Annotated in this window: 20 protein-coding genes and 1 pseudogene; 6 read left to right on the top strand and 15 right to left on the bottom strand. The window is 71.5% G+C overall.

Translation table 11 applies throughout. From position 1 onward, the window contains the following. The 7 genes from ACZ39I_RS30605 to ACZ39I_RS30635 form a co-directional block, all read right to left on the bottom strand. Entirely contained in the window at positions 1–2,580 is a 2,580-nt protein-coding gene (locus ACZ39I_RS30605) for a polynucleotide kinase-phosphatase (protein WP_467248020.1), read from the bottom strand. Next, on the bottom strand, positions 2,577–4,067 hold the full coding sequence (locus ACZ39I_RS30610) for a 3' terminal RNA ribose 2'-O-methyltransferase Hen1 (RefSeq protein WP_467248022.1): 1,491 nt from the start codon (positions 4,065–4,067) through the stop codon (positions 2,577–2,579). The genes ACZ39I_RS30605 and ACZ39I_RS30610 overlap by 4 nt, the downstream gene beginning before the upstream one ends. 149 nt (positions 4,068–4,216) lie before the next feature. Then, a complete protein-coding gene (locus ACZ39I_RS30615; RefSeq protein ID WP_467248024.1) occupies positions 4,217–5,140 on the bottom strand; it encodes an LLM class F420-dependent oxidoreductase in 924 nt (307 codons plus the stop codon). Positions 5,141–5,570: 430 nt separating this feature from the next. Continuing rightward, positions 5,571–6,035, bottom strand: a complete 465-nt coding sequence (locus ACZ39I_RS30620; RefSeq protein WP_467248096.1) for a DUF6099 family protein — start codon at positions 6,033–6,035, stop codon at positions 5,571–5,573. A gap of 177 nt (positions 6,036–6,212) precedes the next feature. Beyond that, complete coding sequence (locus ACZ39I_RS30625) at positions 6,213–6,539, bottom strand: nucleotide pyrophosphohydrolase (protein WP_355734600.1); 327 nt, start codon at positions 6,537–6,539, stop codon at positions 6,213–6,215. Further along, positions 6,536–7,723 (bottom strand): AAA family ATPase, encoded by a 1,188-nt coding sequence (locus ACZ39I_RS30630; RefSeq protein WP_467248026.1) that lies wholly within the window; start codon positions 7,721–7,723, stop codon positions 6,536–6,538. The genes ACZ39I_RS30625 and ACZ39I_RS30630 overlap by 4 nt, the downstream gene beginning before the upstream one ends. A gap of 506 nt (positions 7,724–8,229) precedes the next feature. Continuing rightward, on the bottom strand, positions 8,230–8,619 hold the full coding sequence (locus ACZ39I_RS30635) for a cell division protein SepF (RefSeq protein ID WP_352382185.1): 390 nt from the start codon (positions 8,617–8,619) through the stop codon (positions 8,230–8,232). Between the two features lie 266 nt (positions 8,620–8,885). On the opposite strand from ACZ39I_RS30635, the pseudogene ACZ39I_RS30640 reads away from it, so the two are divergent. Then, positions 8,886–9,077, top strand: a pseudogene (locus ACZ39I_RS30640) (hypothetical protein); the annotation flags it as partial. 197 nt (positions 9,078–9,274) lie between these two features. Here ACZ39I_RS30640 and ACZ39I_RS30645 read toward each other — a convergent pair. The 5 genes from ACZ39I_RS30645 to ACZ39I_RS30665 all read right to left on the bottom strand — a co-directional run bounded on the left by ACZ39I_RS30645 (position 9,275) and on the right by ACZ39I_RS30665 (position 16,301). Then, positions 9,275–9,859 (bottom strand): sigma-70 family RNA polymerase sigma factor, encoded by a 585-nt coding sequence (locus ACZ39I_RS30645; protein ID WP_467248028.1) that lies wholly within the window; start codon positions 9,857–9,859, stop codon positions 9,275–9,277. Positions 9,860–10,026: 167 nt separating this feature from the next. Next, on the bottom strand, positions 10,027–10,668 hold the full coding sequence (locus tag ACZ39I_RS30650; protein ID WP_467248030.1) for a hypothetical protein: 642 nt from the start codon (positions 10,666–10,668) through the stop codon (positions 10,027–10,029). 66 nt (positions 10,669–10,734) lie between these two features. Further along, positions 10,735–11,442 carry a YcnI family copper-binding membrane protein gene (locus ACZ39I_RS30655; RefSeq protein ID WP_467248035.1) on the bottom strand — a complete coding sequence of 236 codons (708 nt, stop codon included), beginning with the start codon at positions 11,440–11,442 and terminating at the stop codon, positions 10,735–10,737. A gap of 38 nt (positions 11,443–11,480) precedes the next feature. Further along, positions 11,481–12,056 (bottom strand): hypothetical protein, encoded by a 576-nt coding sequence (locus ACZ39I_RS30660; RefSeq protein WP_467248037.1) that lies wholly within the window; start codon positions 12,054–12,056, stop codon positions 11,481–11,483. Positions 12,057–12,104: 48 nt separating this feature from the next. Beyond that, positions 12,105–16,301 carry a molybdopterin-dependent oxidoreductase gene (locus ACZ39I_RS30665; RefSeq protein ID WP_467248039.1) on the bottom strand — a complete coding sequence of 1,399 codons (4,197 nt, stop codon included), beginning with the start codon at positions 16,299–16,301 and terminating at the stop codon, positions 12,105–12,107. 170 nt (positions 16,302–16,471) lie between these two features. On the opposite strand from ACZ39I_RS30665, the gene ACZ39I_RS30670 reads away from it, so the two are divergent. Together ACZ39I_RS30670 and katG are read left to right on the top strand one after the other, a co-directional pair. Continuing rightward, entirely contained in the window at positions 16,472–16,918 is a 447-nt protein-coding gene (locus ACZ39I_RS30670; RefSeq protein WP_352382200.1) for a Fur family transcriptional regulator, read from the top strand. Between the two features lie 48 nt (positions 16,919–16,966). Beyond that, a complete protein-coding gene (gene katG / locus ACZ39I_RS30675; RefSeq protein ID WP_467248041.1) occupies positions 16,967–19,183 on the top strand; it encodes a catalase/peroxidase HPI in 2,217 nt (738 codons plus the stop codon). 67 nt (positions 19,184–19,250) lie between these two features. Here the strand turns inward: katG and ACZ39I_RS30680 are convergent, their stop codons facing one another. After that, positions 19,251–20,426: a pyridoxal phosphate-dependent aminotransferase gene (locus ACZ39I_RS30680; RefSeq protein ID WP_467248043.1), complete on the bottom strand. Its 1,176-nt coding sequence runs from the start codon at positions 20,424–20,426 to the stop codon at positions 19,251–19,253. A gap of 194 nt (positions 20,427–20,620) precedes the next feature. On the opposite strand from ACZ39I_RS30680, the gene ACZ39I_RS30685 reads away from it, so the two are divergent. Both ACZ39I_RS30685 and ACZ39I_RS30690 read left to right on the top strand, forming a co-directional pair. After that, positions 20,621–21,829, top strand: a complete 1,209-nt coding sequence (locus ACZ39I_RS30685) for a phospholipase D-like domain-containing protein (RefSeq protein WP_467248044.1) — start codon at positions 20,621–20,623, stop codon at positions 21,827–21,829. Between the two features lie 77 nt (positions 21,830–21,906). Then, entirely contained in the window at positions 21,907–22,761 is an 855-nt protein-coding gene (locus ACZ39I_RS30690) for a YihY/virulence factor BrkB family protein (RefSeq protein WP_467248046.1), read from the top strand. Between the two features lie 87 nt (positions 22,762–22,848). Here the strand turns inward: ACZ39I_RS30690 and ACZ39I_RS30695 are convergent, their stop codons facing one another. Beyond that, positions 22,849–23,022 (bottom strand): hypothetical protein, encoded by a 174-nt coding sequence (locus tag ACZ39I_RS30695; protein ID WP_467248048.1) that lies wholly within the window; start codon positions 23,020–23,022, stop codon positions 22,849–22,851. A 226-nt stretch (positions 23,023–23,248) separates the two neighbouring features. Between ACZ39I_RS30695 and ACZ39I_RS30700 the strand changes: the two genes are divergently transcribed. Then, positions 23,249–24,139: an alpha/beta fold hydrolase gene (locus tag ACZ39I_RS30700; protein ID WP_467248050.1), complete on the top strand. Its 891-nt coding sequence runs from the start codon at positions 23,249–23,251 to the stop codon at positions 24,137–24,139. Between the two features lie 475 nt (positions 24,140–24,614). Here ACZ39I_RS30700 and ACZ39I_RS30705 read toward each other — a convergent pair whose 3' ends face one another. Beyond that, complete coding sequence (locus tag ACZ39I_RS30705) at positions 24,615–25,448, bottom strand: alpha/beta fold hydrolase (protein WP_467248052.1); 834 nt, start codon at positions 25,446–25,448, stop codon at positions 24,615–24,617. Positions 25,449–25,480 lie beyond the last annotated feature (32 nt).

Raw genomic sequence — 25,480 nt, forward strand, 5'->3', positions numbered from 1 at the left:
TCACAAACGGGGGTCCACCGGCTCCGACTCCAGCGCCAGCACCCCGAACACCGCCTCGTGCACCCGCCACAGCGGCTCGCCCTCCGCCAGCCGGTCCAGGGCCTCCAGACCGAGGGCGTACTCACGGATCGCGAGGGAGCGCTTGTGGTTCAGGAACCGCTTGCGCAGCCGGTCGAGGTTCTCCGGACGGGTGTACTCGGGACCGTAGATGATGCGCAGGTACTCCCGGCCACGGCACTTGATGCCGGGCTGGACCAGACGGCCCTCCGTGCTGCGGACCACCGCGCCGAGCGGTTTGACGACCATGCCCTCGCCGCCGCGCCCGGTCATCTCCAGCCACCAGTCGACGCCCGCCCGCACCGACTCCGGGTCACCGGTGTCGACGTAGAGGCGCCGGGTCGTCTGAAGCAGGCCCGTGCCGTCGTGCTCCACCAGGCGGTCGAGGAGGGCCAGTTGCTCGTCGTGCGGGAGCGCGGCGAGGCTGCGGCCCTGGACCGCGAGGATCTGGAACGGTGCCAGGCGGACGCCGTCCAGGCCGTCGGTGGTCCAGCAGTAGCGCCGGTACGCGTCGGTGAACGCGCTCGCCGCGTCGGCCCGTTCGCGCTGGCGGCCCAGCAGGTCCGACACGTCCACGCCCCGGTCCGCGGCGCCCTGGAGCGCGGCCAGCGCGCCCGGGAACACCGCTCCGGACGCGGCGCCGACGGCCGCGTACTGCGACCGCAGCAGCCCGGAGGCCTTCAGCGACCACGGCATGAGCTCGGCGTCCAACAGGAGCCAGTCGGTGGCGAGTTCGGTCCACAGGCCCGCCTCGCCGATCGCCGTGCGCAGCCGGTCCAGGATCGCCTCCGTCACCGACTCGTCGTCGAAGAACGGGCGGCCTGTGCGGGTGTACAGCGAGCCGGTCGGGCCTCCCCCGCTCTCGGCTGCGCTCGAGCGGGAGGTACCCCCACCGCCGAAGCGCCTGCGGGCCGCCTCCGCGTCCCGGCAGACCAGGGCCACCGCCCGCGAGCCCATGTGCTTCTCCTCGCACACGACCCGCTCGACACCGTCCTGCGCATACTGCGCGAAGGCCTCGGCGGGGTGCTCCAGGTATCCCTCGATGTGACTGGTGGCCGTCGGTGCCATGGTCGGCGGGAGGTACGGCAGCAGCCGCGGGTCCACCGCGAAGCGGCTCATGACCTCCAGGGCCGCGGCCGCGTTCTCCTCGCGGACCGCCACCCGGCCCTGGTGCCGGGTCTCGACCGCCCTGCGGCCGTGCACGTCGGCAAGGTCGAGGGGCCGGCCGTCCTGCCCGCCGGGCGCCTCCGACTTCAGCGGCTTCGTCGGCTCGTACCAGACCTGCTGCGCCGGTACGTCGACGAGCTCCCGCTCCGGCCAGCGCAGCGCCGTGAGCTTGCCGCCGAAGACCGCTCCGGTGTCCAGGCAGATCGTGTTGTTGAGCCAGGTCGCCTCCGGGACCGGGGTGTGGCCGTAGACCACGGCCGCCCGGCCGCGGTAGTCCTCCGCCCACGGGTAGCGCACCGGCAGCCCGAACTCGTCGGTCTCGCCGGTGGTGTCCCCGTACAGGGCGTGCGAGCGGACCCGGCCGGAGGTGCGGCCGTGGTACTTCTCCGGCAGCCCGGCGTGGCAGACCACCAGGCGGCCGCCGTCGAGGACGTAGTGGCTGACCAGGCCGTCGATGAACTCCCTCACCTCGGCCCGGAACTCCTCCGTGACGCTCTCCATCTGCTCGATGGTCTCCGCGAGGCCGTGGGTGTGCTGGACCTTGCGGCCTTTGAGGTAACGGCCGTACTTGTTCTCGTGGTTGCCCGGCACGCACAGCGCGTTGCCCGACTTGACCATCGACATCACGCGGCGCAGCACACCGGGGCTGTCCGGGCCGCGGTCGACGAGGTCGCCGACGAAGACCGCGGTACGGCCCTCCGGGTGAATGCCGTCGACGTAGCCCAACTTGCCGAGCAGGGACTCCAGTTCCGAGGCGCAGCCGTGGATGTCGCCGACGATGTCGAAGGGGCCGGTGAGGTGGGTCAGGTCGTTGAAGCGCTTCTCGGTGACGACGGTGGCGTTCTCGATGTCCGCCACCCCGCGCAGGACGTGCACCTTGCGGAAGCCCTCGCGCTCCAGGTGCCGGATCGAACGCCGCAGTTCGCGGATGTGGCGCTTGATGACCCGGACCGGCATGTCGGCCCGGTCGGTGCGGGCCGCGTTGCGTTCGGCGCACACCTCCTCGGGCACATCCAGCACGATGGCGATCGGCAGCACGTCGTACTGCTTGGCCAGGTCGATCAGCTGCCGTCGGGAGTCCGACTGCACGCTGGTCGCGTCGACGACCGTGCGGCGGCCGGCGGCCAGGCGCTTGCCCGCGATGTAGTGCAGCACGTCGAAGGCGTCCTTCGTCGCGCCCTGGTCGTTCTCGTCGTCGGAGACCAGGCCCCGGCAGAAGTCCGAGGAGATCACCTCGGTCGGCTTGAAGTTCCGGCGGGCGAACGTGGACTTGCCGGAGCCGGAGGCGCCGACGAGGACGACGAGGGAGAGGTCGGTGACGGGAAGAGTCCGCCCTGTGCGCTGGGTCTCGGTCATGCCGCCTTCGCCTCCTTCTCGGTGCTGGTCACGGTGCTGGCCACCGCTGTGCTCATCTCGAAAACGGCCATCTGGGTGGGGGGTCCGACCTCCGGGTCGTCCGGCCCCACCGGAACGAACTCCACGTCGTAGCCGTGCCGTTCGGCCACCGACGACGCCCAGTCCCGGAACTCCTGCCGCGTCCACTCGAAGCGGTGGTCACCGTGCCGGACGTGCCCGGCCGGGAGCGACTCCCAGCGGACGTTGTACTCGACGTTCGGGGTCGTCACGAGGACGGTCCGCGGACGGGCCGCGCCGAACACCGCGTACTCCAGGGCGGGCAGCCTGGGCAGGTCGAGGTGCTCGATGACCTCGCTGAGCACGGCGGCGTCGTACCCCTTGAGCCGTTTGTCGGTGTAGGCCAGCGAGCCCTGGAAGAGCTGGACGCGGGAGGCCATCCGCTCCCCCATGCGGTCCAGCTTCAGCCGCCGGGAGGCGATGGTGAGCGCCCGCACCGACACGTCGACGCCGACGATCTCGGTGAACTTCGGGTCCTTGAGCAGCGCCTGCACCAACTGGCCCTGGCCGCACCCGAGGTCGAGGACGCGGGCGGCGCCGGCGGCGCGAAGCGCCTCCAGGATCGCCTCGCGGCGCTGGACGGCGAGCGGGGTCGGCTTCTCCTCGGTCTCGGTCTCGGCCTCGACGGCGTTGTCGATGTCCTCGACCGCGCTGTCGTCGGCCTCCGCGAGCCGCACCAGCTCCAGGCGCTCCATCGCCTCCCGCGTCAGCGACCAGCGGCGGGACAGGTAGCGGCTGGTGATCAGCTTCTGTTCCGGGTGCGCGGGCAGCCAGCCCTCACCGGCCCTGAGCAGCTTGTCGACCTCGTCGGAGGCCACCCAGTAGTGCTTGGCGTCGTCGAGGACGGGGAGGAGGACGTACAGGTGACGCAGGGCCTCGGCGACGGTGAGCCGCGTGGACTCCAGTTCGAGACGGACGTAGCGCGAGTCGCCCCACTCGGGGAACTCGGTGTCCAGCGCGACCGGTTCGACGGTCACGTCCCAACCGAGCGGCTCGAAGAGACGCCGTACGAGCTCCGGACCGCCACGGGCCGGAAGCGCGGGCACCTCGATGCGCAACGGCCGCGGCTGCGAGGGCAGTTCGGGCTTCGCGGTGCACACCCCGCGCATCGCGCTGGAGAACACCGCGCTCAGCGCCACCGCGAGCAGCGAAGAGGCCGCGTAGGGACGGTCGTTGACGTACTGCGCGAGCGCCGCGTCCGGGGCGCCGCCGCGTCCCTTGCCCTTGCCGCGCCTGACCAGCGCCACCGCGTCGACCTCCAGCAGCAGCGCCGCCGTGCAGCGCTGATCGTCCGCCTCGGGGTACAGGACGTGCGCCCTGCCGTAGGAGGTGGAGAACGCCTGCGCCTTGTCGGGATGCTTGTGCAGCAGGAAGCCGAGGTCGGTGGCGGGGCGCTCGGGAGTGCCGGTGGTACTGATCGTCAGGAACATGCGAGTGGCCTTTCCGGCCGGTGGACGGGACAGGATGCCGTGCGCGCGAAAGCCCCCGAGACGGTGATCCCGGGGGCTCGGCAGGACGACGCTCTCAGCTTCCCACAGCGGGTCCCACCTGCGCCTTCGATTAACCAGGAGGCTCCGGTCTACGACAGCTGCGACTGCACCTTCGCGGAGATCAGCTCCAGGTGGTCCAGGTCGTCGAGGTCGAGGACCTGGAGGTAGATCCGGCGCGATCCCACGGCGGTGTAGCGGCCGATCTTGTCGACGACCTCGGCGGGGGTGCCGGCCAGGCCGTTGGTCTTGAGCTCCTCGACGTCACGGCCGATCGCCGCGGCGCGACGGGCGACCTCCTGGTCGTCCTTGCCGACGCAGACGACGAGGGCGTTGGAGAAGGTGATCGCGTCGGCCGCGCGGCCCGCCTCCCGGGCGGCGGCGCGGACCCGGCCGAACTGGGTCTCGCTGTCCTCGGGCGAGCCGAACGGCATGTTGAACTCGTCGGCGTAACGGGCGGCGAGGCGCGGGGTACGGGTCGTGCCCTGGCCGCCGATCAGCACGGGGATCTTGCTCTGTGCGGGCTTGGGCAGCGCGGGCGACTTCGTGAGCTCGTAGTGCTCGCCGTGGAAGTCGAAGGTCTCACCGGGCTCGGTGGCCCACAGACCGGTGACGATCTCCAGCTGCTCCTGGAGGCGGGGGAACTTCTCCTTCGGGAACGGGATGCCGTAGGCCGTGTGCTCCTCCTCGAACCACCCGGCGCCCAGGCCGAGTTCGACGCGGCCGCCGGACATCTGGTCGACCTGGGCGACCTGGATGGCGAGGACGCCGGGGAGCCGGAACGTGGCGGCGGTCATCAGGGTGCCGAGGCGTATCCGCTTGGTCTCGCGGGCCAGACCGGCAAGGGTGATCCAGGCGTCGGTGGGGCCGGGCAGGCCGTCGGCGTCACCCATCTTGAGATAATGATCGGAGCGGAAAAAGGCATCGAAGCCGAGGTCCTCGGTGGCCTTGGCGACGGTGAGGAGGGTGTCGTAGCTCGCGCCCTGCTGGGGCTCGGTGAAGATGCGGAGATCCATGATTCCATCCTGCACGCAGGGGTTCACCGTGGTCCCACCGGTCCCTGTGGCCCCGCCAGTGACCGAGCCCTGTGGTGATCGTTTGGCTCAGGTGGAGCCGGCTCGTCGTCGCCGGTGCGTGATCCGTCACCCGCGTCGGCCCCTCCGCCGGGGTCTTTGGGCCGAGGAGGCCTCATGTCCGAAGAAACCGTGCCGCCGACTGCGGGGGCTGGGCAGCCGAAGGGGTTGCTGCAGCAGACGGATCTTCAGGGGGCCGGGAGTTCTGGGCGGGGGGTTGGTGAGGAGGGGGTCGGCTGAGGTCGGTCTTCGGCTGCGGGTGCGTCGTGGCTGGTCGCGCAGTTCCCCGCGCCCCTAGGTGGGTACAGCTGGGCCTGCTTCGATTGCACCCACTACGCCCCCACCGGCCCGCAGCCGACAGCCAACAGGACCCTCACCCCGCCTCCGGCAACTCCTCCCCCCGGTCCGCCAGTCTTCGCAGCATCTGCAGTACCCGGTCCCGCGACTCGTCCGCCGCGTCGATCGCCTCCATGCACTGCCAGTACGTCGTCTCGTCGTCCGCCGCGCAGGCGAGGCCGACCAGGGCTATGCCCACCTCGCCGAGGAGGCCGCCGAGGTAGAGAAGGGCCTGGCGGGCATCGCCGAGTTCGGTGAGCTGCGCGGCCCGCAACTCCGCCACGGCGATGTCGGGACGCTCCAGGACTCCGCAGCCCCGGCCCGCCAGCTCGGTCAATCCCAGCGCCTCGCCCCGGAGTTCGGGGGGCCCGGCGACCGCGAGGCGGCTCCCTATCGCCTGCGCCAGGGCCTGCGCCTGCCACACCTCCGCCATGACCTGAGGCGCCTCGCCGCCCCTGACCAGGGCACGCCTGCTCGTCACGATGAGCCGCACCGCGTCCATCGGCTGCCCCCGTCTGTCGCGACGTACCCGGAGCACGTCCGCCCGAACTCCCTTGTTCACTACCCAGAGTGAGGTCGCCGGGAACGAAAAACCAGAGGTAGGCGGAAATCTGTGGACAACAAATCGATTTCGAAGCCGTTTTTCATCACGGAGAGTGAAAGGGGACTGATCCCTTCCTCACGGCGCCGGAAACCGCCGTTCATTGCGGTCGATCTTCGCGTCCAGTGCGGCCAGCGGATCGACGCCGAGCACCTCGCACAGCTGGAGCAGATACGCGAGCACGTCGGCGATCTCGTCCGTGACGCGGTGCGCGGTGTCGGGGTCGTCCATGACCCGCGTCGACTCCTCGGGCGTCAGCCACTGGAAGATCTCCACCAGTTCGGACGCCTCCACACTGAGCGCGGCGACGAGGTTCTTGGGGGTGTGGTAGGGCTGCCAGTCGCGGGCCGCCGCGAAGTCGGCCAGCCTGCGCTGCAGTTTCGCCACGTCGAGAGGTTCGGTCACGGCTCCAGGTGTACCACCGTGACGCCGTCCACCCCCGTGGCCCACGAGGCGTCGCTCACCGCGCCGACAAGCCTGATGTGCCCGCGCTCGCACATCCGCACGGCCAGCCGCAGCAGTTCGGTCCGCTGCCGTGGGTCCAGGCTCCGGTCGAGGTTGTCGGCAAGCACGGTGAGCGTCTGCATCGCCGCGGGCACCTCACCGGCCGGGTCGACCTCCAGCACTCCGGGGCCGGTGAGCAGCACCAGGGCGAGGGCGAGATACCTCAACTCGCCGTCGCCCAGCCGCCCGAGCTCCGTCCGGCTGCCGTCCCCGCGGTCGAGCAGGGCCCGGACCATGTCGGCGGGCAGGAGTTCGGCGAGCACGTCGGCGACCGGTCCCGCGCATCCGGCGCGTACCGCGGCGACGAGTTGCGCGTGCCGTCGGCCGCACTCCGTGCGGGTGCGCCACAGGACGTCGGCGAGGTTGTCGCAGCCGCCGAGCAGCCGTCCGGAACCGGTCGGGACGGGCAGGCGCATGCGTCCGGGCCGTGGGTCGCAGCCGAAGACGGAGCGCAGGGCGACGACCATCTGTTCGGCGGCGGCGAGAACGCGCCGCTGTCCGTCCGTCTTGCCGGCCACGCGCAACGGCAGCAGGGGGGTGCCGAGCTGGTCGTCCGGGAGCGGGGCGCGGGTGACCGGCGCGGTCCCGGCGGTGTGCCAGGCGGCCTGTACGGATCGGCGGGACGGGTCGCGCAGGGCGGTCTCCAGCAGGACCAGCCCGCCGGAGGTCAACCGCTCCCCCACGATGCGCAGTTCCGGCTCGGCCTGGACGGCGACGTCGAGCCGGACCGGACCTTCGGGCCCGTCGGCCGTGCAGCCGATCCGGAAGCCGCGGCGGCGCTGAGCGTCGGGGCGGGCTCGGTCGGGGACGCACGAGAGGGGGTACGGGAACACCTCATCGAGGCTCGCACCGCCACCGAGTCGCGCGAGCGCCTCGTACGCCCGGAGCGCGCTCGTCTTGCCGCTCCCGCTGGGCCCTGCGAACAGGGTCAGCGGCCCGAGCGGCAGCCCGGCCCGCCGGTGGCCGGCGTACGCGGAGAGCCGCAGCTCGGTGAGACAGGGCCGGTCGGGCCGTCGCTGCGGCGACTCCGCGAGCGGCGAAGCGGACTGGGCCGGCACGACGGAGGAGGTGGGGGACACACGCATATCCGGACCGTAGGACCCCGCCACGGGGCGAACCGTTCCTCCGTCGCGGCCTTCCCACGAACGAGCGAACGCCACTCCGGCCGGCCGTGACGTCCGCCCGGAAGGGGCCCGCCCCTATGTCGGCCGACCAGCCCCCCAACCGCAGCACCGTCGAACCAGCGTGCCAACCTCACTACCGCACCAGCAGACCAGCCCGACGACCGGCCCGCTCCCACACCGACGACCCGCTCCACAACCGGCCCGCCAGGCCGCCCCCACGACCAGCCCGCTCCCGCAGCGACCGACCGGACCGGCACCCCATCCGCTCCATACCGGCAGACCAGTCCCACGACCGACTCGCCGCCACACCCGACCGACCAGCCCCCACAACGGGCCCGCCACCGCACCACCAGGCCGCCCCCAACGACCGGCCCCCTCCCGCACCGACCGACCCGAGGCCGGAACGGGCTCGATCCCGGACCACCAAGCCGGCCCCGCGATCGAGCCGGCCCGCCCCCAACCAACCGCTAAGCCCCCGGCATCCCCGCGCTCTCCATCAGCCCCGTCACCTCGGTGCCGGCCGGGGTGAGCAGGAACACGTTCCGGTCCACCCGGTGCATTCCGCTGGCCAGTCCGAACACGACGCCCGTGCTGAAGTCGAGGACCCGCTTGGCGACGTCCGTCTCCGCGCTGGTGAGGTCGAGGAGGACGGGGATGCCCGCCATCAGGGTCTCGGCGACCTCGCGGGCGTCCGCGAAGACGTTGATCCGCAGGACCACGAACCGGCGCCGGGCCTCGGTCTCGGCCTCCGGCACGGACCGGTGGTCGACCGCGGACGGCCACGCGTCCCGTCCGCGCAACGGAACGACCTGGGCGAGCCCCTCCCACTGTTCATCGGTGACGTCGTACCTGTTCACCGGCTGCCCCCGCTCCGACTTGCCTTCGATGCCTGCACCAGCCAATTCTTACGCCAAGTCACCCGTTCGGCCCAACAACGACACGGTCCGCGACGGACTCGGCGGACACATCACGTCACCCCCGACCGGACGAAAGGGTCTTACCCCCCTCACACCGGACTCTTGGCCTCCGTCGCCACCTCGCTCACCGGGTCCGATTAGCGTCCGGTGGCGTGCTCCTGGCAGATACTCAGCTGTCGGCGCCCGCCCGGCCGACCCAGCCGGCGGTGTCCACCGCCCCGGAACCTCCCACGCAGTGGCATCGCGTCCTGACGCTGCTCGCGGACGTCAGCCTGTTCATCGGCACGCGCGAGGTGTGGACGCAGGCGGCCACCCACCGGCCCGCCGTGGCCGCGGTCATCTCGGCCTGTTACGCGTCGATCCTCGTCTGCGGCGTGCTCGCAGCTGCTGGCGAGCGCGATCCCGGGGGCACCGGGCAGCGCGTACGGTGTGGCGCCGGGCGCGAGGCCGGCCGGCCCGAGCCGCAGGGCCAGGGCGCTGACCCTGGCCGGGGCAGGGCTCGCAGGTCTGGCCGCGGCGGCCACGGCGGCCCGGTACCTCCGGAACAAGCGGTGACCGGACCTTCCCCGGGGGAGCGGCACCGCCGTAGGCGCTCTCAGCCCGCCAGTTCCATCAGCACTCCCCTGGCCCGCGCCACCCGGGACCGCACCGTCCCCACAGGACACCCGCTCACCACGGCCGCCTCCTCGTAGGACAGCCCCAGCATCTGCGTCAGCACGAACGCCTCGCGCCGCTCGTCCGGTAGCGCGGCCAACAGGTCGAGCAGCGCTATCCCGTCGTCGAAGCCGGGCACGCCCCGCGGTTGGGCGCGCTCGGCCGCGGCCTGCCAGTCGGAACCGTCGTACCGGCGGGGCCGGGCCGCGGCATGGCGGAACCCGTCGATCACCGCACGGCGGGCGATGGAAAGGAGCCAGGCCCGCGCCGAGGACCGCCCCTCGAACCGGTGCAGGCTGCCGAGCGCCCGCAGAAACGTGTCCTGGGCCAGGTCGTCCACGGCCTGGGGGTCGGCGCAGAGGTAGGAGACATAGCGCAGCACGTCATGGTGGAGCGCGCGGACGAACTGCTCGACGGCGTCGGTGTCACCGGCACGGGCGGCGAGCGCCCAGGCGGTGGCCGTGGCGTCGGCGGACTCCCGGTGAGCGCGGGGGTCGGCCGGGGCGGGCGGGGCGGAAGTGATCACCAGGTGTCCTTCTCGGGTCAGCCGTGATCCGGACCGCCGGCTGTGCACACGGGGGCGCGGGGTGGTCCGGTGAGGAGACGCGGTCGTACGGCGCCGGCGTGGAGTGCACGTGGGCGTACGGCCGGGGGCCGAGTCGCGCAGGGGCGGCCTCGGCGCACTGGCTGTCGTCAGGCGACAGCGATCCCCGGAGGCGGACCGCGATGGCTGATCGCGTGGCCGAGAAGGAGGAGGCGCGGCTCCCGCTGCGAACGGGGCCGGCATGCCCGCGGACGCGGGCGGTGCGGGGTGGCGGGCAGGGCGAGCAGCAGCCGCAGCGGGGCGACCAGCCGTGCCGCGACAGCCCGCAGGATGCGGAACGCGGCCCGCTCGCCGTACGCCAGCCAGAGGCCGGTCAGGAGTGCGGCGAGCAGGTGGGCGGCGTACATCCCGAAGGGCACGAGGAACGACAGGGCGCCGACACCCGACGAGGTCCCCATGGAGGCCGCATCGGCGGAGTCCATGCCGCTCATGTGCATGGACTCCGTGTGCATCCCGCCCATGTCCTGCGCCGCCGCTGTGGGTTGCGCGAGGGAGAACGCCGCGTGGAGGGCCGTCTGGGCGCCGACCACGACGGCCACGATCAGCGGCAGCCCGCGTTCACGGCCGGCCAGACACCAGCCCGCGCACCCGGTCGCGGCCAGGCCCGCGGTCAGTGTCCGGCCCGGCACCTGGGCGCCGGACATGAGGACGTGGCCCAGGGCGGCGAGCAGCACACAGACGGCCGCGAACACCGCGGCCCGTACTGTGCGTGCACACCACCCAGCAGTCATGGCGCCTCATCCTCCCATCCGGGCACCCGTCGTCACCTGTGGGTACGGAAATCCGCAGGTCCCCGCTCAGCGCGCACGGCGGCTCCGTACGACGGCGAAGGCGCCGGCCGCCAGCCCCAGGACGCCCACGACGAGTCCGGCGACGCCGAGACCACGGGCGGTGGAGTCGCTCGCGGAGGCCTTGGCAGGCGCGGCGGCAGAGGTCTTCGACGCGGTGGCCGACGCGGTCGTGCCCGCCGTCAGCTTGAGGACCGGCGCCGGGTTCTCCGGCTCGTCGTCGCCCTGGGCGGCCTCCTCGATCCAGCGGACGACCTTGCCGTCGGAGTAGGTCTGCAGGGTCTTGAAGGTCAACTGGGCGGTGTTGTCGGGAAGTTGACCGAAGGCGACGTCGAAGTCCTCGTAATGGCCGGGACCGATCTTCCCGCCCGTCCAGGTGATCTCGGAGACCGCGTCGGTGATCGTGCCGTCGTCCGTCTTGACCGGCGTCTTGAGCTTGGTGTCGGTGACCTCGGCGGTCCAGCCGTCGTGCGGGGAGACGAGCACGCCGAGCAGGGGGTGGTCGGTGGGCAGGAACAGCTGGACCTTCGTGGTGCTCGCGGTGTCGCTCTCGTCGGGGACCCGGAAGGTCAGGGCGCCGTCGGTGGCGCCCTTGGCGTAGCTGTCGGGGTGGACGGTGACGTGCGCGGAGGCGACGCCCGCGGCGGTGAGGACGGCGCAGGCGGCGAGGGCGCTGCCGAGACCGGCGCGGCGCAGGGCGGTGCGTGCTGAGGACATGGGTGAGGGATCTCCGTACTGACGGGAAGGGGGGCTAGTCAGAGCGCGTGCGGGATCGTCGTGGGCGGTCCGCGCCGGTGGACCGTGTGGCGGAGCAGGACCGGGCGGGGGGTGCGCGGGCCGTCGGCCGGTGGGCGGACGGGGTCCGGGGCGGCCGGTTCGCCGTACCCCTGCCACCAGGCCGCGAGGCCCGGTACGAGCGTGGCCGCCCGGCGCAGGAGCGACCACAGGGCGGCCTCGCCGCGCCGCAGCCACCAGGTCAGCAGGACGGCGGCCGAGACGTGGGCCGCGGTGGCGTGCGGGGTCAGGGCGTGCGCGTGCGTGTGGGTCATGCGCACGCCGTGCATGACCATCACCGTGTGGGGTCGCGCCGAGCCGAAGGCCAGATGCAGTCCGCCCTGGGAGGTGAGCGTCGCCGCGCCGATGGCCCCGAGTGACCGTTCCCGGCCGCCGAGCAGCCACCCGGCCGCGAACACCGGTACGAACCCGGCCGCCTGTGTCCACAGCGGCGGCGCCATGCCGGTCGCCAGTGTGTGTCCTCCGGCAGCCAGCAGCACACAGAGCGCGGCGAACACCGCCGCGCGCAGGCTGCGGACCGCTGGGGACGCCCTCATGGCGACCGATACTGCCACGTGTGGCCGACGCCCCACCCAGGGGTGCGGTCAGTAGATGTCACGTACATAGCGCTTCTCGGCGGCCAGTTGCTTCACATAGGCCGCCGCGCCCGCCTCGTCCAGGCCGCCGTGGAGGGCCGCGATGTCCCGGAGCGCCTGGTCGACGTCCTTCGCCATGCGGGAGGCGTCGCCGCACACATAGAAGTGGGCGCCGTCCTGGAGCCAGGACCACAGCAGCGGGCCGTGCTCGCGCATCCGGTCCTGGACGTACACCTTGGCGCGCTGATCGCGGGAGAAGGCGGTGTCCAGGCGGGCCAGGGTGCCGTCCGCGAGGAAGCCGGTCAGTTCCTCCTCGTAGTAGAAGTCGGTCGCCCTGTGCTGTTCGCCGAAGAACAGCCAGTTCGGGCCCCGGTGGCCGAGCGCCCGGCGCTGCTCCAGGAAGCCGACGAAGGGCGCGACACCGGTGCCGGGGCCGACCATGACCATGGGCGTGGCGGAGTCGGCCGGCGGGCGGAAGTGCGGGGAGCGCTGGACGTGGACGGGCACCGGGGTGTCCGTGGCGGCGTCGGCGAGGAAGGGTGAGCAGACGCCCTGGCGGGGCCTGCCGTGCAGGTTCTCGTAGCGCACCACGGAGACGGTCAGCGAGACGAGGTGCGGGTCGGTCAGCGGGCTGGACGATATGGAGTACAGGCGCGGCTGGAGGCGTCCGAGGGTCTGCGCCCACTCCTGCGGGCCGGCCTTCACGGCGCACTCCGTGATCACGTCCACGGCCTGCCTGCCCCAGCCCCACTTGGCGAGTTCGTCCTTGTTGTCCGGGCGCAGGAGCTTCTTCAACTCCCTGGCGTCGCCGGTGCGTTCGGCGACGAACCGGAGCAGGCCGGGGGTGATCCTGGTGATGTCGAGGTGGCGCCGGAACGCCTCGCCGAGCGCGACCTCGCCCACGCCGTTGACGTCCACCGCGGCCCCGGCGTCCAGACCGGTGACCGCGAGCCACTCCTCGACCAGGTCGGCCGAGTTGAGCGGCCGGATGCCGAGGGCGTCGCCCGCCTCGTACAGCAGCGGGCTCTCGGCGTCCCGGGTGTCGAAGGTGAACCTGCGGACCTCCTTGCCGGCGCCGGGCAGGCTCAGCAGGCGGTTGCCGGTGAGTCGGGCGAGGACGGGAGCGGGCTTCTTCGGGCGGGGCGGGGTGACGGGGAGGGCGGGCAGGGCGGGGGCGGCGGGTCGCGCGGTCGGACCGGCGAGGGCGACGGACGTACCGGAGGCTGCCGTCGAGGTGCCGGAGTGTGCCTCGACCTGGTCGGACAGGGCCGTCAGGACCCGGTCCAGCCAGCCGTGCGCCGCGTCCTCGAAGTCCGGTTCGCAGTCCGCGCGCGGGGCGAGCCGCAGCGCGCCCAGTTCGTCGAGACGCTGGTCAAGGCGTCGGCCGTGCCCGCAGAAGTCGTCGTACGAGGAGTCACCGAAGGCCAGCACCGCGTACCGGCGGCCCTCCAGGCGGGGGGTGCCGGGGTCGGCCAGGGTCTCCCAGAAACCGCTGCCGTTGTCGGGGGCGTCGCCGTCGCCGAAGGTGCTGGTGATCAGCAACAGGTCGGCGCCGGGCGGCAGTTCGCCGAGGTCGGCCTCGTCCATGCCGAGCAGGGAGGCGGGGTGGCCGACCGTCTTGAGCCGCTCGGCGGTGGCGGCCGCGAACTCCTCGGCGTTGCCGGTCTGCGAGGCCCACAGGATGACGACCTCACGGCGCAGTTGTGTGGCCGAGGGCTGTGTGGCCGCCGCCCGGGAGTACATCCCGGCGAGTGTGCCGTTCACCCACAGGGCGTGTTCGGGGCTGAAGGGCGCGTCGGGCGGCAGCACCGGCACCCCGGGCGCCCCCGCGGGGACCCCGGCGAGGAAGCCGACCAGGTACTGCCGTTCCTGAGCGGTGAGGACGGGCGGCGGTGCGGGGTCGAGGCCGAAGACGGACGCGGCCGTGGACGCAACCGTGGACGCGGCCGGAGCAACCTCGGCGACCTCATGCCCGGTTGCCGAATCCGGAGCCACCACGGCCGCCGGGGTCCGCAAGGCCACCGGCGTCGGCACCTTCGTCAGCGACACCGCGCACACCTTGAACTCCGGCTGGAACGACAGCGGATCGACGGCGTCGTTCGTCACCGCGTTGACGCTCAGGTACTCCCCGAACAGGTCGTTCCAGTGGAAGGGCGCGAAGCAGCACCCCGGCCGCACCCGGTCCGTCACCACGGCCGGCAGCACGGCCCGCCCGCGCCGCGAGGCCACCTCGACCGAGTCGCCGTCGACCACTCCCAGGGCCGACGCGTCCTGCGGATGCAGCTCCACGAAGGGCCCGGGGTTCAGCTTGTTCAGCTTCGCCACCCTGGCCGTCTTGGTCAGCGTGTGCCACTGGTGCTGGAGCCGCCCGGTGTTCAGGACGAAGGGGTAGTCGTCGTCCGGCATCTCGGCCGGCGGGATGTGCGGCCGGGCGTAGAAGACGGCACGCCCGCTCGCGGTGGGGAAGGTCAGCGAACCGTCCTCCCCCACGTACCGGATCGGGTTCCGGTCCGGCCCGTCCGGACTCGCCGCGGGCCACTGCACCGGCGTCTGCCGCAGCCGCTCGTAGGAGACCCCGCGCAGATCCCATCCCGTCTTCGGGTTCCAGGCCTGCTTGATCTCCTCGAAGACGTCCTCGGCGCTGTCGTAGGAGAACCCCTTCTCGTAGCCCATCTCGCAGGCGACGGCGGCGATGATCCGCCAGTCGGCCATCGCCTCGCCGGGCGGGTCGGCCACCGCGGGGGTCAGCGTGAGGTTGCGCTCGCTGTTGACGAAGACGCCCTCGCCCTCCGTCCACAGCGCACCCGGGAGCACGACGTCGGCGTACGCGTTGGTCTCGGTGTCGGCGAAGACGTCCTGCGTGACGACGAATTCGGCGGCTTCCAGGCCCTCGATGACGGTGCGGCGGTTGGCGACGGAGGCGACCGGGTTGGTGCAGATGATCCAGCAGGCCTTGATCTCGCCGTCGGCCATCTTCTGGAACATCTCGACCGTGCCCTTGCCGACGCCGTCGGCGCGCAGGGTGTCCGGGGGCAGCTCCCAGAGCTCCTCCATGAAGGCCCGCTCGTCGTCGACGAGGACGGACCGCTGGCCGGGCAGTCCCGGTCCCATGTAGCCCATCTCGCGGCCGCCCATGGCGTTGGGCTGGCCGGTGAGGGAGAAGGGGCCGCTGCCGGGGCGGCACAGGGCGCCCGTGGCGAGGTGGAGGTTGACCAGGGCGTTGGTGTTCCAGGTGCCGTGGGTGGACTGGTTGAGCCCCATGGTCCACAGGCTCATCCACTCGCCTGCCGAGCCGATGAGTCGCGCCGCCTCCCGGATGTCCTCCTCGGCGAGGCCGGTCATGGCGGCCACCGTGGCGGGCGGGTAGTCGGCGAGGAACTCCGGCATCGCCTCCCAGCCCTCGGTGTGGGCGGCGATGAAGTCGGGGTCGATGTCGCCGTTCGCGTGCAGCAGATGCAGCAGGCCGTTGAGCAGCGCGAGGTCGGTGCCCGGCTTGATCTGGAGGTACAGGTCCGCCTTCGCGGCCGTGGCGGTGCGCCGCGGGTCGACGACGATCACCTTGGCGCCCGCCGACTTCACCCGCTCCATCATCCGGAGGAACAGGATGGGATGGCAGTCGGCCATGTTGGAGCCGATGACGAAGAACAGGTCGGCCCGCTCGAAGTCCTGGTACGAGCCGGGCGGCCCGTCCGCGCCGAGCGAGAGCTTGTAGCCGGTGCCGGCGCTGGCCATGCACAGCCGCGAGTTCGACTCGATCTGGTTGGTGCGCAGGTATCCCTTGGCGAGCTTGTTGGCCAGGTACTGGGCCTCCAGGCTCATCTGCCCGGACACATAGAGCGAGACGGCGTCGGGGCCGTGCTCGTCCACGATCTCCCGCAGCCGCCGGGCCGTCTCGGTGATCGCCGCGCCGACGGCTTCCGGCACCGGCTCCTCGCCCCGCTCGGGCCGGACCAGGGCCGTGGACAGTCGCCCCGGTGCCGCGAGCAGGTCGGCGGTGGTCGCGCCCTTGGTGCAGAGCTTGCCGAAGTTGGCGGGGTGCTCCTTGTCGCCGGACGCCTTCAGGACCGTACGCCGTCCGTCCGGGCCGGTCCCGATGTCGAGGACCAGGCCGCAGCCCACACCGCAGTACGAGCAGACCGTCCGTACCACGGGCACGCCTCCTGAGCTCAGCCGACTCGATCTCCCCCGACCGTACGAAACGCCCATTACACAGATGTCTCCCGTGCCGTTCATCAGGGGTTACACCGGCCGCACACCGGAGCGGCCAGTGTTGTGAGCGCCTTCGTGGCTGAGATGGGCCCCCGATCCGACGCGCCACAAATTTGGAACGGTTCCATTTCTTGAACCATTCGTGTTTGTGGGGGTAGGTTGGTCGCATGACCGCCCCCCAGCTTCCGAACACCGCCGATGAGCTGCGCGGTGCCGGCCTGCGGGTGACGGCCGCGCGCGTCGCACTGCTCGAGACCGTCCGGGCCGGTGACCACCTCCCGGCCGACGCGATCGCCACAGGTGTGCGCGACCGCCTCGGCCACATATCCCTCCAGGCCGTGTACGAGGCCCTGCACTCGCTCACCGCGGCGGGTCTCGTGCGCCGCCTCGAGCCGCCCGGCAGCGCGGCACGGTTCGAGGGACGGGTCGGGGACAACCACCATCACCTGGTCTGCCGGTCGTGCGGGGCCGTCGTCGACGTCGACTGTGCCGTCGGTCACGCGCCCTGCCTGACGGCTTCCGACGACCGCGGCTTCTCGATCGACGAGGCCGAGGTCATCTACTGGGGCCTGTGCCCCGACTGCTCCGCCCAGAGGCTTACTTCAGCACCCTGATCAAGGCTTACTTCAGCACCGTGATCCACCCAGTTCGGAAGGACTTCCATGTCTGAGAACCACGACGCAATCGTCACCGACCCCAAGCCCGAGGGCACCGATGGCTGCCCGGTCGCGCACGGGCGCGCCGCGCACCCCACCCAGGGCGGCGGCAACCGCCAGTGGTGGCCGGAGCGGCTCAACCTGAAGATCCTCGCCAAGGACCCGGTCGTGGCGAACCCGCTGGGTGCGGACTTCGACTACGCCGAGGCGTTCCAGGCCCTCGACCTGGACGCCGTGAAGCGGGACATCGCCGAGGTGCTGACCACCTCGCAGGACTGGTGGCCCGCGGACTTCGGCAACTACGGCCCGCTGATGATCCGGATGGCCTGGCACAGCGCCGGCACCTACCGCATCAGCGACGGCCGCGGCGGTGGCGGCCGCGGCCAGCAGCGCTTCGCGCCGCTGAACAGCTGGCCGGACAACGGCAACCTGGACAAGGCCCGCCGTCTGCTGTGGCCGGTGAAGAAGAAGTACGGCCAGTCCATCTCCTGGGCCGACCTCATGATCCTCACCGGCAACGTCGCCCTGGAGACCATGGGCTTCGAGACCTTCGGCTTCGCCGGCGGCCGCGCCGACGTCTGGGAGGCCGACGAGGACGTCTACTGGGGTCCCGAGACCACCTGGCTCGACGACCAGCGCTACACCGGCGACCGTGAGCTGGAGAACCCGCTCGGCGCGGTCCAGATGGGCCTCATCTACGTCAACCCCGAGGGCCCCAACGGCAACCCGGACCCGCTGGCCGCGGCCCGCGACATCCGCGAGACGTTCCGCCGCATGGCGATGAACGACGAGGAGACCGTCGCCCTCATCGCCGGTGGCCACACCTTCGGCAAGACCCACGGCGCGGGCCCGGCCGACGCGGTCGGCAACGACCCCGAGGCCGCCTCCATGGAGGAGCAGGGCCTGGGCTGGAAGTCCACCTACGGCACCGGCAAGGGCGGCGACGCCATCACCTCCGGTCTCGAGGTCACCTGGACCACCAAGCCCACCCAGTGGAGCAACGACTTCTTCGACATCCTCTTCGGCTACGAGTGGGAGCTCACCCAGAGCCCCGCCGGTGCCAACCAGTGGGTGGCCAAGGACTCGCAGGAGATCATCCCGGACGCCCACGACACGTCGAAGAAGCGTCGGCCCACGATGCTCACCACCGACCTCTCGCTGCGCTTCGACCCGATCTACGGCGAGATCTCCAAGCGCTTCCACGAGAACCCGGACCAGTTCGCGGACGCCTTCGCCCGCGCCTGGTACAAGCTGACCCACCGTGACCTGGGCCCGAAGTCCCTGTACCTCGGCCCGGAGGTCCCGGCGGAGACGCTGCTGTGGCAGGACCCGCTGCCGCAGGCCGACGGCGAGACCATCGACGCCGGCGACATCGCGTCCCTGAAGGCCAAGGTCCTGGAGACCGGCCTCACGGTCTCGCAGCTCGTCTCCACCGCGTGGGCCTCGGCGTCCACCTTCCGCGGCAGCGACAAGCGCGGCGGTGCCAACGGCGCCCGCATCCGCCTGGAGCCGCAGCGCGGCTGGGAGGTCAACGACCCCGAGCAGCTCACCCAGGTGCTGCGCGTCCTGGAGGGCATCCAGGCCGACTTCAACACCGGTGCCAAGAAGGTCTCCCTGGCCGACCTGATCGTCCTCGCGGGTGCCGCGGCGGTCGAGCAGGCCGCCAAGGACGCCGGCTACTACGTGGAGGTCCCCTTCACGCCGGGCCGTGTGGACGCCACCGAGGAGCACACCGACGTCGAGTCCTTCGCGGCGCTGGAGCCGGTCGCGGACGGCTTCCGCAACTACCTCGGCAAGGGCAACCGCCTGCCGGCCGAGTACCTGCTGCTCGACAAGGCGAACCTCCTCACCCTGAGCGCCCCCGAGATGACCGTCCTCGTCGGTGGTCTGCGTGTTCTCGGCGCCAACCAGGGCGGCACGGCGCACGGCGTCTTCACCGACCGTCCGGGCGTCCTGACCAACGACTTCTTCGTCAACCTGCTCGACCTGGGCACGACGTGGAAATCCACCTCCGAGGACCAGACGGCCTTCGAGGGCCGTGACGCGGAGACGGGCAAGCTGAAGTGGACCGGCACCCGTGCCGACCTGGTCTTCGGCTCCAACTCCGAGCTGCGCGCGCTGGCCGAGGTCTACGCGAGCGACGACGCGAAGGAGAAGTTCGTGAAGGACTTCGTCGACGCGTGGGTCAAGGTCTCGAACCTGGACCGCTTCGACCTGGTCTGAGCATCTGCCTGACGCGGGGGCCGGTCCACACGGACCGGCCCCCGTGCCATGCCTGGGCAAGCGATGTCTAGGCGAGCGTGGCCATGAACTTCCCGAGCCGCGCGATCCCCTCGCGCAGTTCCTCGGCCGAGGCCGCGTAGGACAGCCGTACATGCGTGTCGGCGGTGGCCACCCCGAAGTCCCGCCCCGGCGTGAGCGCGACGTGCGCCTCCCGCAGCGCCCGCCCGCAGAACTCCCACGAGGTGAGCCCGGTGCCGCTGACGTCGAAGTAGACGTAGAAGGCCCCGTCCGGCGGCACGGGCACCGGCAGCCCGATCTGCTCGAGGCCGTCCAGGACAAGGGCCCGCCGCCGCCCGAACTCGGCCCGCCGCTCCTCGCAGACGGCGAGCGACTCGGGCGTGAAGCAGGCGAGCGCGGCGTACTGGGCGGGGGTGGAGGCACAGATCATGTAGTTCTGGGCGAGCCGCTCCAGGGCGGGTACGAGCGCCTCGGGCACCACACACCAGCCCAGCCGCCAGCCGGTCATCCCGAAGTACTTCGAGAAACTGTTGATGACCACGGCTTCCGGGTCGTACGACAGCACACTGCGCGGCGGCCGCCCGTGCTCGTCGTGGTCGCCGAGGTCGAGGTAGATCTCGTCGACGATCCGCCAGGCGTCCCGCTCCCGGGCGAGCTCGCAGATGCCCGCCAGCTCGTCGACCGGGACGGAGGTGCCGGTCGGGTTGGAGGGGCTCGCGACCATGATCCCGCGGGTGCGGTCCGTCCAGTACGACCGTACGGAGGCCGCGTCCAGCTGGTACCGCGACCCGGCGCTGGTGGGCACGAGCGTGACCCGCGCCCCGAAGCTCTCGGCGATCTGCCGGTTGCAGGGGTACGAGGGGTCGGCGATGAGCACCTCGTCCCCGGGATCGACGAGCGCGGCGGCACCCAGCACCAGCGCGGCCGACGCCCCTGCGGTCATGACGACCCGGCCCGGATCGACGTCGACGCCGTGCCGCTCACCGTAGAACCGCGCTATGGCCAGCCGCAGTTCGGGCAGCCCGAGCGCCCCCGTGTACGTCATGGGCCTGCTCCCCACGGCCCCCCGCAGCGCGTCCAGCACGGCCGGCGGCGCCCCGAAGTCCGGTTCCCCCAGACTCAGCTTGACGACGTGCTGCCCCTCGGCCTCCAGCGCCGCGGCATGCTTGCCGAACTCCATGGCGTAGAACGGCGCGACGGACTGGGCGCGTTGCGAGATCCTCATACGGCGGGCCTCCCGGGGGGCGTGTGATCGAGGGCTCCAGAAGGGCCACGCAAGGGTGCGGTGTGTCAGCGACATCGTGCCGCAGGAACCCGGAGCCGGGGTAATCGTGTGCCGCGGGGTCCACCGGGAAGGTGTTGTTCGGGCTCGCTCGACCCCGTGACGTTCCCGCTTCATGACCCCTTCGGAGACCCGGCGTGACACTCGGCGGCATACCCGCACCTTCCGCACAGGACACCGCTCCCGACCCGGAGGCGCGCAAGCAGCGGCTGCGCCGTCGCCTGGAGCGACTGATCGGCGTGGCCGCCACCGAGGGCAACGACCTGGTGCCCCTGCGCAACGGCGACGAGATCTTCCCCGCGATGCTCGGGGCGATCCGCTCGGCCCGGCACACCATCGACATGATGACGTTCGTGTACTGGCGGGGGCAGATCGCCCACGACTTCGCCGACGCGCTGGCCGAGCGCGCCCGCGCGGGGGTACGGGTGCGACTGCTGCTCGACGGCTTCGGCGCCAAGGAGATCGAGCGGCGGTTGCTGGATCTCATGAGTGCCGCGGGCGTACAGGTGGCCTGGTTCCGCAAACCGGCGTGGCTGTCGCCGTTCAAGCAGAATCACCGCTGCCACCGCAAGGCCCTCGTCGTCGACGAGGGCACCGCCTTCACCGGCGGCGTCGGCATCGCCGAGGAATGGTGCGGCGACGCGCGCAACCCCGCCGAGTGGCGGGACACGCACGTCCAGGTGCGTGGTCCGGCCGTCGACGGCATCGCGGCCGCGTTCGCGCAGAACTGGGCCGAGTGCCACGACGAACTCTTCGACACCCGGGACCGCTTCACGGAACACGCGCAGGCGGGGTCGTCGGCGGTACAGGTCGTCCGCGGCTCCGCCAGCATCGGCTGGCAGGACATGCAGACGCTCATCAGGATCATGCTCAGCTCCGCCGAGGAGCGCTTCAGGCTGGCCACCGCCTACTTCGCTCCAGACGCCTACTTCATCGACCTGCTGTGCGAGACCGCTCGTCGCGGCGTGCGGGTCGAGATCCTGTTGCCCGGTCCCCACACAGACCAGCGCGCCTGCCAACTGGCCGGCCGGCACCACTACACGCGTCTGTTGCGGGCCGGGGTGCACATACGTCAGTACCAGCCGACCATGATGCACGCCAAGATCATCACCGTGGACTCGGTGGCCTCGCTCATCGGATCCACCAACTTCAACCGCCGGTCCATGGACCACGACGAAGAGGTGATGCTCGCCGTCCTGGACGAGGAGTTCACCGCCTGCCTCGACCGGGACTACGAGGCGGACCTCGAGCGCAGTGTGGACATCGACCTCCATCGGTGGAGACGGCGGGCCGTGCTGCAACGCGTCGGGGAAGCCGCGGTCGGACCGATCCGCCGCTTCCTGTGAAACGCACGAGGCGGCGCGGCGACCACGACACACCGACAACGCCGCCCTCTCCGCCAGCACCGACAGAGAGTCCTGCCATGGATGACGCAGACGGTCGTACCGCCCGGTGGTGGACGGCGCTGCGCCGGACGCCGGTGGCCGTCTGGAACGACGACGTCACCGACTGGGCCGCGGCGCTGACCTATTACGCGGTTCTGGCCCTGTTCCCGTCGCTGCTGGTGATCCTGTCGATTCTCGGTCTGGCCATGCCCACCGCCGAGCCGGGCGTCATTGACCGCATGGTGCAGGCCACTCCCGCCGCGTCCCGTGCTCTGCTGCGCGGCACCCTGCGGCAGATGGCCGGGCAGGAGTCGACGGCGTGGACGCTGATCTTCGCCGGAGGGACGGGTGCCCTGTGGTCGGGGTGCAGCTATCTGAGCGTCTTCCGTCGGGCGCTGTACTCCATGCACCGCATCGACGCGGACCGGCCGGTCTGGCGTACCGCTCCGCGCATCGTCGCCACGGCCCTGGTGCTGCTCGCCCTGCTCCTCACGTCGACCCTCGCCCTGCTGCTCAGCGGAGGCCTCGTCCGGCGTCTGGGCAGCGCGATGGATCTCGGCACCGGACCGCAGGCCGCCTGGGACACCCTGCGGTGGCCGGTCATCGCCGCGGTGGCCATCGCCCTGGTACTCGTTCTGTACCGTTCGGGCCCGGGGTGCTCCCGCCCCGTCGGGCGGATGGCGCCCGGCGGCACCTTGGCGGTGGCCCTTCTGCTGGCCGTCTCTCTCGGGTTCGCCCTGTACACCTCGCATGTCGGGACGTACAGCCGTCTGTACGGCTCGCTCGCGGGCGTCGTGGTCTTCCTGATCTGGTTGTGGCTGTCCAACCTGGCACTGCTGGTCGGCGCCCAGTTCAACGCCGAGCTGGCGAAGGAGCCCGGTCACGGGGGATGAGCGGAATGCGGCTGCGGTGAGTGCGGGTGAGCGTGTCCCTCCCGACCGCCCTTGCGGACGCGCTCCCCGAGAGACCGGGCGGCCGGATCAGCGTGCGCGCACCGTGATCCGCCGCACGGTCGAGCGGGAGACGAACGCCCGAGCAGCGGTCATGGGCGAGGCCTGACGCTCGCGCCGGCCGGTGGCGGACGCCTCGCCGGGTTCGCCCCGCACGCTGCCGACCGGCTTCTGCCCGAGGGTCCCAGCAGGCGACGGGCGCATATCCGCGACTCCTCACACGCCGGCAGCCGGGCACCGCCTGGGACCGTCCCGGCTGAGCTCCGCGAGCGGGATGCAGTGCCCCACGGCACCCCGCCGGGAGCTGGCGTCACAGCAGCCCGACGACCGGCTCGAACAGCACGGTGCGGCGAAGGCACCGCACTTGCACTCTGAAACCGATCGGTTTACTGTACTGGAAACCGATCAGTTTCTCATTGTGGAGGCGGACATGACCGCACTGAAGCCCGGCCAGACGTCACGCCCCACCATCGACATCCCGGGGACCACCAGCCACACCCTGACCCCGCGCACAGGGCAGCACCGTCACGAGGGAACCCTGCGCTACCTCAAGGCGGGCACCGGCGCCCCCCTGGTCCTGCTGCACACCGTGCGCACGCAGGCCGAGCACTTCCGCCTCCTCATCCCGCTGCTCGCGGACCGGTACACCGTGTACGCCCTCGACCTGCCGGGGATGGGCTACTCCGAGATCGTGCCCGGGGCGTCCTACGACGAGCCGGCGATGCGTGCGGGCGTCGAGCGGCTGCTCACCGAACTCGACCTCCACGACGCGACACTGGTCGGAGAGTCCATGGGGGCGGTGCTCGCCCTGACCGCCGCGGCCGACCTGCCGGAGCGGGTACGACGCGTCATCGCGGTGAACACGTACGACTTCCCCGGTGGAATCGCCCGGTCCGGTCTCCTCGCCCGCGTGGTGGTCGGCGGAGTCCTCGCCCCCGGAGTGGGTCCGGTGATCGCCGGCGTGGAGCCCAGGCCCGCCCTCCGCAAGATCCTGCAGGGCGGCCTCGGCGACAAGAGCGCCCTGCGCGAGGACTACGTGGACGAGCTCCTCCAGGTGGGCGCCCGCCCCGGCTACCCGACCGTCGCCCGGGGCGTGTACCAGGCCCTGCCCAGCCTCATCGCGGCCCGCTCCCGCTACCCGGAGGTCAAGGCCTCCGTCCACTTCGTCTACGGCGAGAAGGACTGGTCCCGCGTCTCGGACCGCGAGGCCAACAAGCGACTCCTGCCGACCGCCGACTTCACCCAGGTGCCGAAGGCGGGCCACTTCATCGCCCTGGAACGCCCCGACGTCCTGGCCGACCTGCTGACCGCGACGGCGTGACTCCCTGTGGCCTCGAGGCCGGGCCGGCGACAGGCCGTGGTTGTCCCGCTGAACCAGCGGCCCGGCGCTGACTCCGGGTGGCCGTCCAGACACCCACTGCCGGTTCGCCTCCGGGATGCACACGGGTATTGACGGCTCGCGGCGGTCAGCCCGCTCCGGGGCGTCCCGATGGCGGCCCCGGCACGGCCTGTTACAGACACAATGTGCGGCCAGAGCGCCAAAGGAGCGTCCCGGTCCGCGCGTACGTTCGCGCATTGGACCCGGCGGAGTTGCGTTCGCCGGTCGTCACCTCGGTCTGGAGATGGCGCGGGAAGAGCAGGGAGGCGTCACTCCGGATCTCGAACCGTGCCAGAGCTGCTCGGCGGGCAACTGCCGTGGACCGGGTGCACACGGCTCACGGTCCTGGCGACGAGTGGCCCGCGAGCGAACGAGCAGGCTCAGCCACGCCTCCCCCGCGCAACGGGCCGTGAGCCGGTCACTTGGCCAGGAAGGCGAGAAGGGCCTGGGTGACTTCCTGGGCGTGGGTCCACAGCAGGCCGTGGGGGGCGCCGTCGATGACGACGTAGTCCGCCTGCGGGAGTGACTGGTGGAAACGTTCTCCGGTGGCCTCGATGGGCAGGATGCGGTCGGCGGTGCCGTGCAGGATCAGCGCCGGGACGTCGATCTTGGGGAGGTCGGCACGGAAGTCGGTGGACCAGGTCGCCACGCAGGCCAGGGAGGCGTACCAGGAGGCTCCGGCGGCAACGTTCCAGCTGTTGCGGACGGCTTCCTCGCTGATGCGGGTGCCGAGGTTCTCGTCGAGGTTGTAGAAGTTCTCGTAGAACGCGGTGAAGTAGGCGTAGCGGTCGGCGGTGACGGTCTCTTCGATGTCCTTGAAGATGGTGCCGTCGACGCCGCCGGGGTTGTCGTCGGTCCTGAGGAGGAAGGGCTCGAGGGAGGCGAGGAAGGCTGCCTTGGCTATCCGTGCGGAGCCGTGGGTTCCCAGGTAGCGGGCGACCTCGCCGGTACCCATGGAGAAGCCGACCAGGACGACGTCGTTGAGGTCGAGGGTCTCCAGGACCGTGTTCAGGTCGGCGGCGAAGGTGTCGTAGTCATAGCCGGTGGTGGGCCGGCTGGAGCGGCCGAAACCGCGCCGGTCGTACGTGATCACGCGGTAGCCGGCCGACAGCAGGGCGGCGGACTGCTTCTCCCAGGAGTGGCCGTCGAGCGGGTAGCCGTGGATCAGTACGACCGGCTGCCCGGTGCCGTGGTCCTCGTAGTACAGCTCGATGCTGGTCGAGTTCTCCTGGCCGACGGTGATGAACGCCATGCTGGTCACTGCCTTTCGGTGGGAAATGCGCT

The sequence above is a fragment of the Streptomyces sp. NPDC024687 genome (assembly GCF_055559055.1).

What these genes read in the sequence shown, in the direction of transcription:
- ACZ39I_RS30605 (WP_467248020.1), bottom strand. Translation starts at nt 2,580, where the DNA reads ATGACCGAGACCCAGCGCACAGGGCGGACTCTTCCCGTCACCGACCTC.
- ACZ39I_RS30610 (WP_467248022.1), bottom strand. Translation starts at nt 4,067, where the DNA reads ATGTTCCTGACGATCAGTACCACCGGCACTCCCGAGCGCCCCGCCACC.
- ACZ39I_RS30615 (WP_467248024.1), bottom strand. Translation starts at nt 5,140, where the DNA reads ATGGATCTCCGCATCTTCACCGAGCCCCAGCAGGGCGCGAGCTACGAC.
- ACZ39I_RS30620 (WP_467248096.1), bottom strand. Translation starts at nt 6,035, where the DNA reads ATGGACGCGGTGCGGCTCATCGTGACGAGCAGGCGTGCCCTGGTCAGG.
- ACZ39I_RS30630 (WP_467248026.1), bottom strand. Translation starts at nt 7,723, where the DNA reads ATGCGTGTGTCCCCCACCTCCTCCGTCGTGCCGGCCCAGTCCGCTTCG.
- ACZ39I_RS30650 (WP_467248030.1), bottom strand. Translation starts at nt 10,668, where the DNA reads ATGACTGCTGGGTGGTGTGCACGCACAGTACGGGCCGCGGTGTTCGCG.
- ACZ39I_RS30655 (WP_467248035.1), bottom strand. Translation starts at nt 11,442, where the DNA reads ATGTCCTCAGCACGCACCGCCCTGCGCCGCGCCGGTCTCGGCAGCGCC.
- ACZ39I_RS30660 (WP_467248037.1), bottom strand. Translation starts at nt 12,056, where the DNA reads ATGAGGGCGTCCCCAGCGGTCCGCAGCCTGCGCGCGGCGGTGTTCGCC.
- ACZ39I_RS30665 (WP_467248039.1), bottom strand. Translation starts at nt 16,301, where the DNA reads ATGGGCGTTTCGTACGGTCGGGGGAGATCGAGTCGGCTGAGCTCAGGA.
- ACZ39I_RS30670 (WP_352382200.1), top strand. Translation starts at nt 16,472, where the DNA reads ATGACCGCCCCCCAGCTTCCGAACACCGCCGATGAGCTGCGCGGTGCC.
- katG (WP_467248041.1), top strand. Translation starts at nt 16,967, where the DNA reads ATGTCTGAGAACCACGACGCAATCGTCACCGACCCCAAGCCCGAGGGC.
- ACZ39I_RS30680 (WP_467248043.1), bottom strand. Translation starts at nt 20,426, where the DNA reads ATGAGGATCTCGCAACGCGCCCAGTCCGTCGCGCCGTTCTACGCCATG.
- ACZ39I_RS30690 (WP_467248046.1), top strand. Translation starts at nt 21,907, where the DNA reads ATGGATGACGCAGACGGTCGTACCGCCCGGTGGTGGACGGCGCTGCGC.
- ACZ39I_RS30695 (WP_467248048.1), bottom strand. Translation starts at nt 23,022, where the DNA reads ATGCGCCCGTCGCCTGCTGGGACCCTCGGGCAGAAGCCGGTCGGCAGC.
- ACZ39I_RS30700 (WP_467248050.1), top strand. Translation starts at nt 23,249, where the DNA reads ATGACCGCACTGAAGCCCGGCCAGACGTCACGCCCCACCATCGACATC.
- ACZ39I_RS30705 (WP_467248052.1), bottom strand. Translation starts at nt 25,448, where the DNA reads ATGGCGTTCATCACCGTCGGCCAGGAGAACTCGACCAGCATCGAGCTG.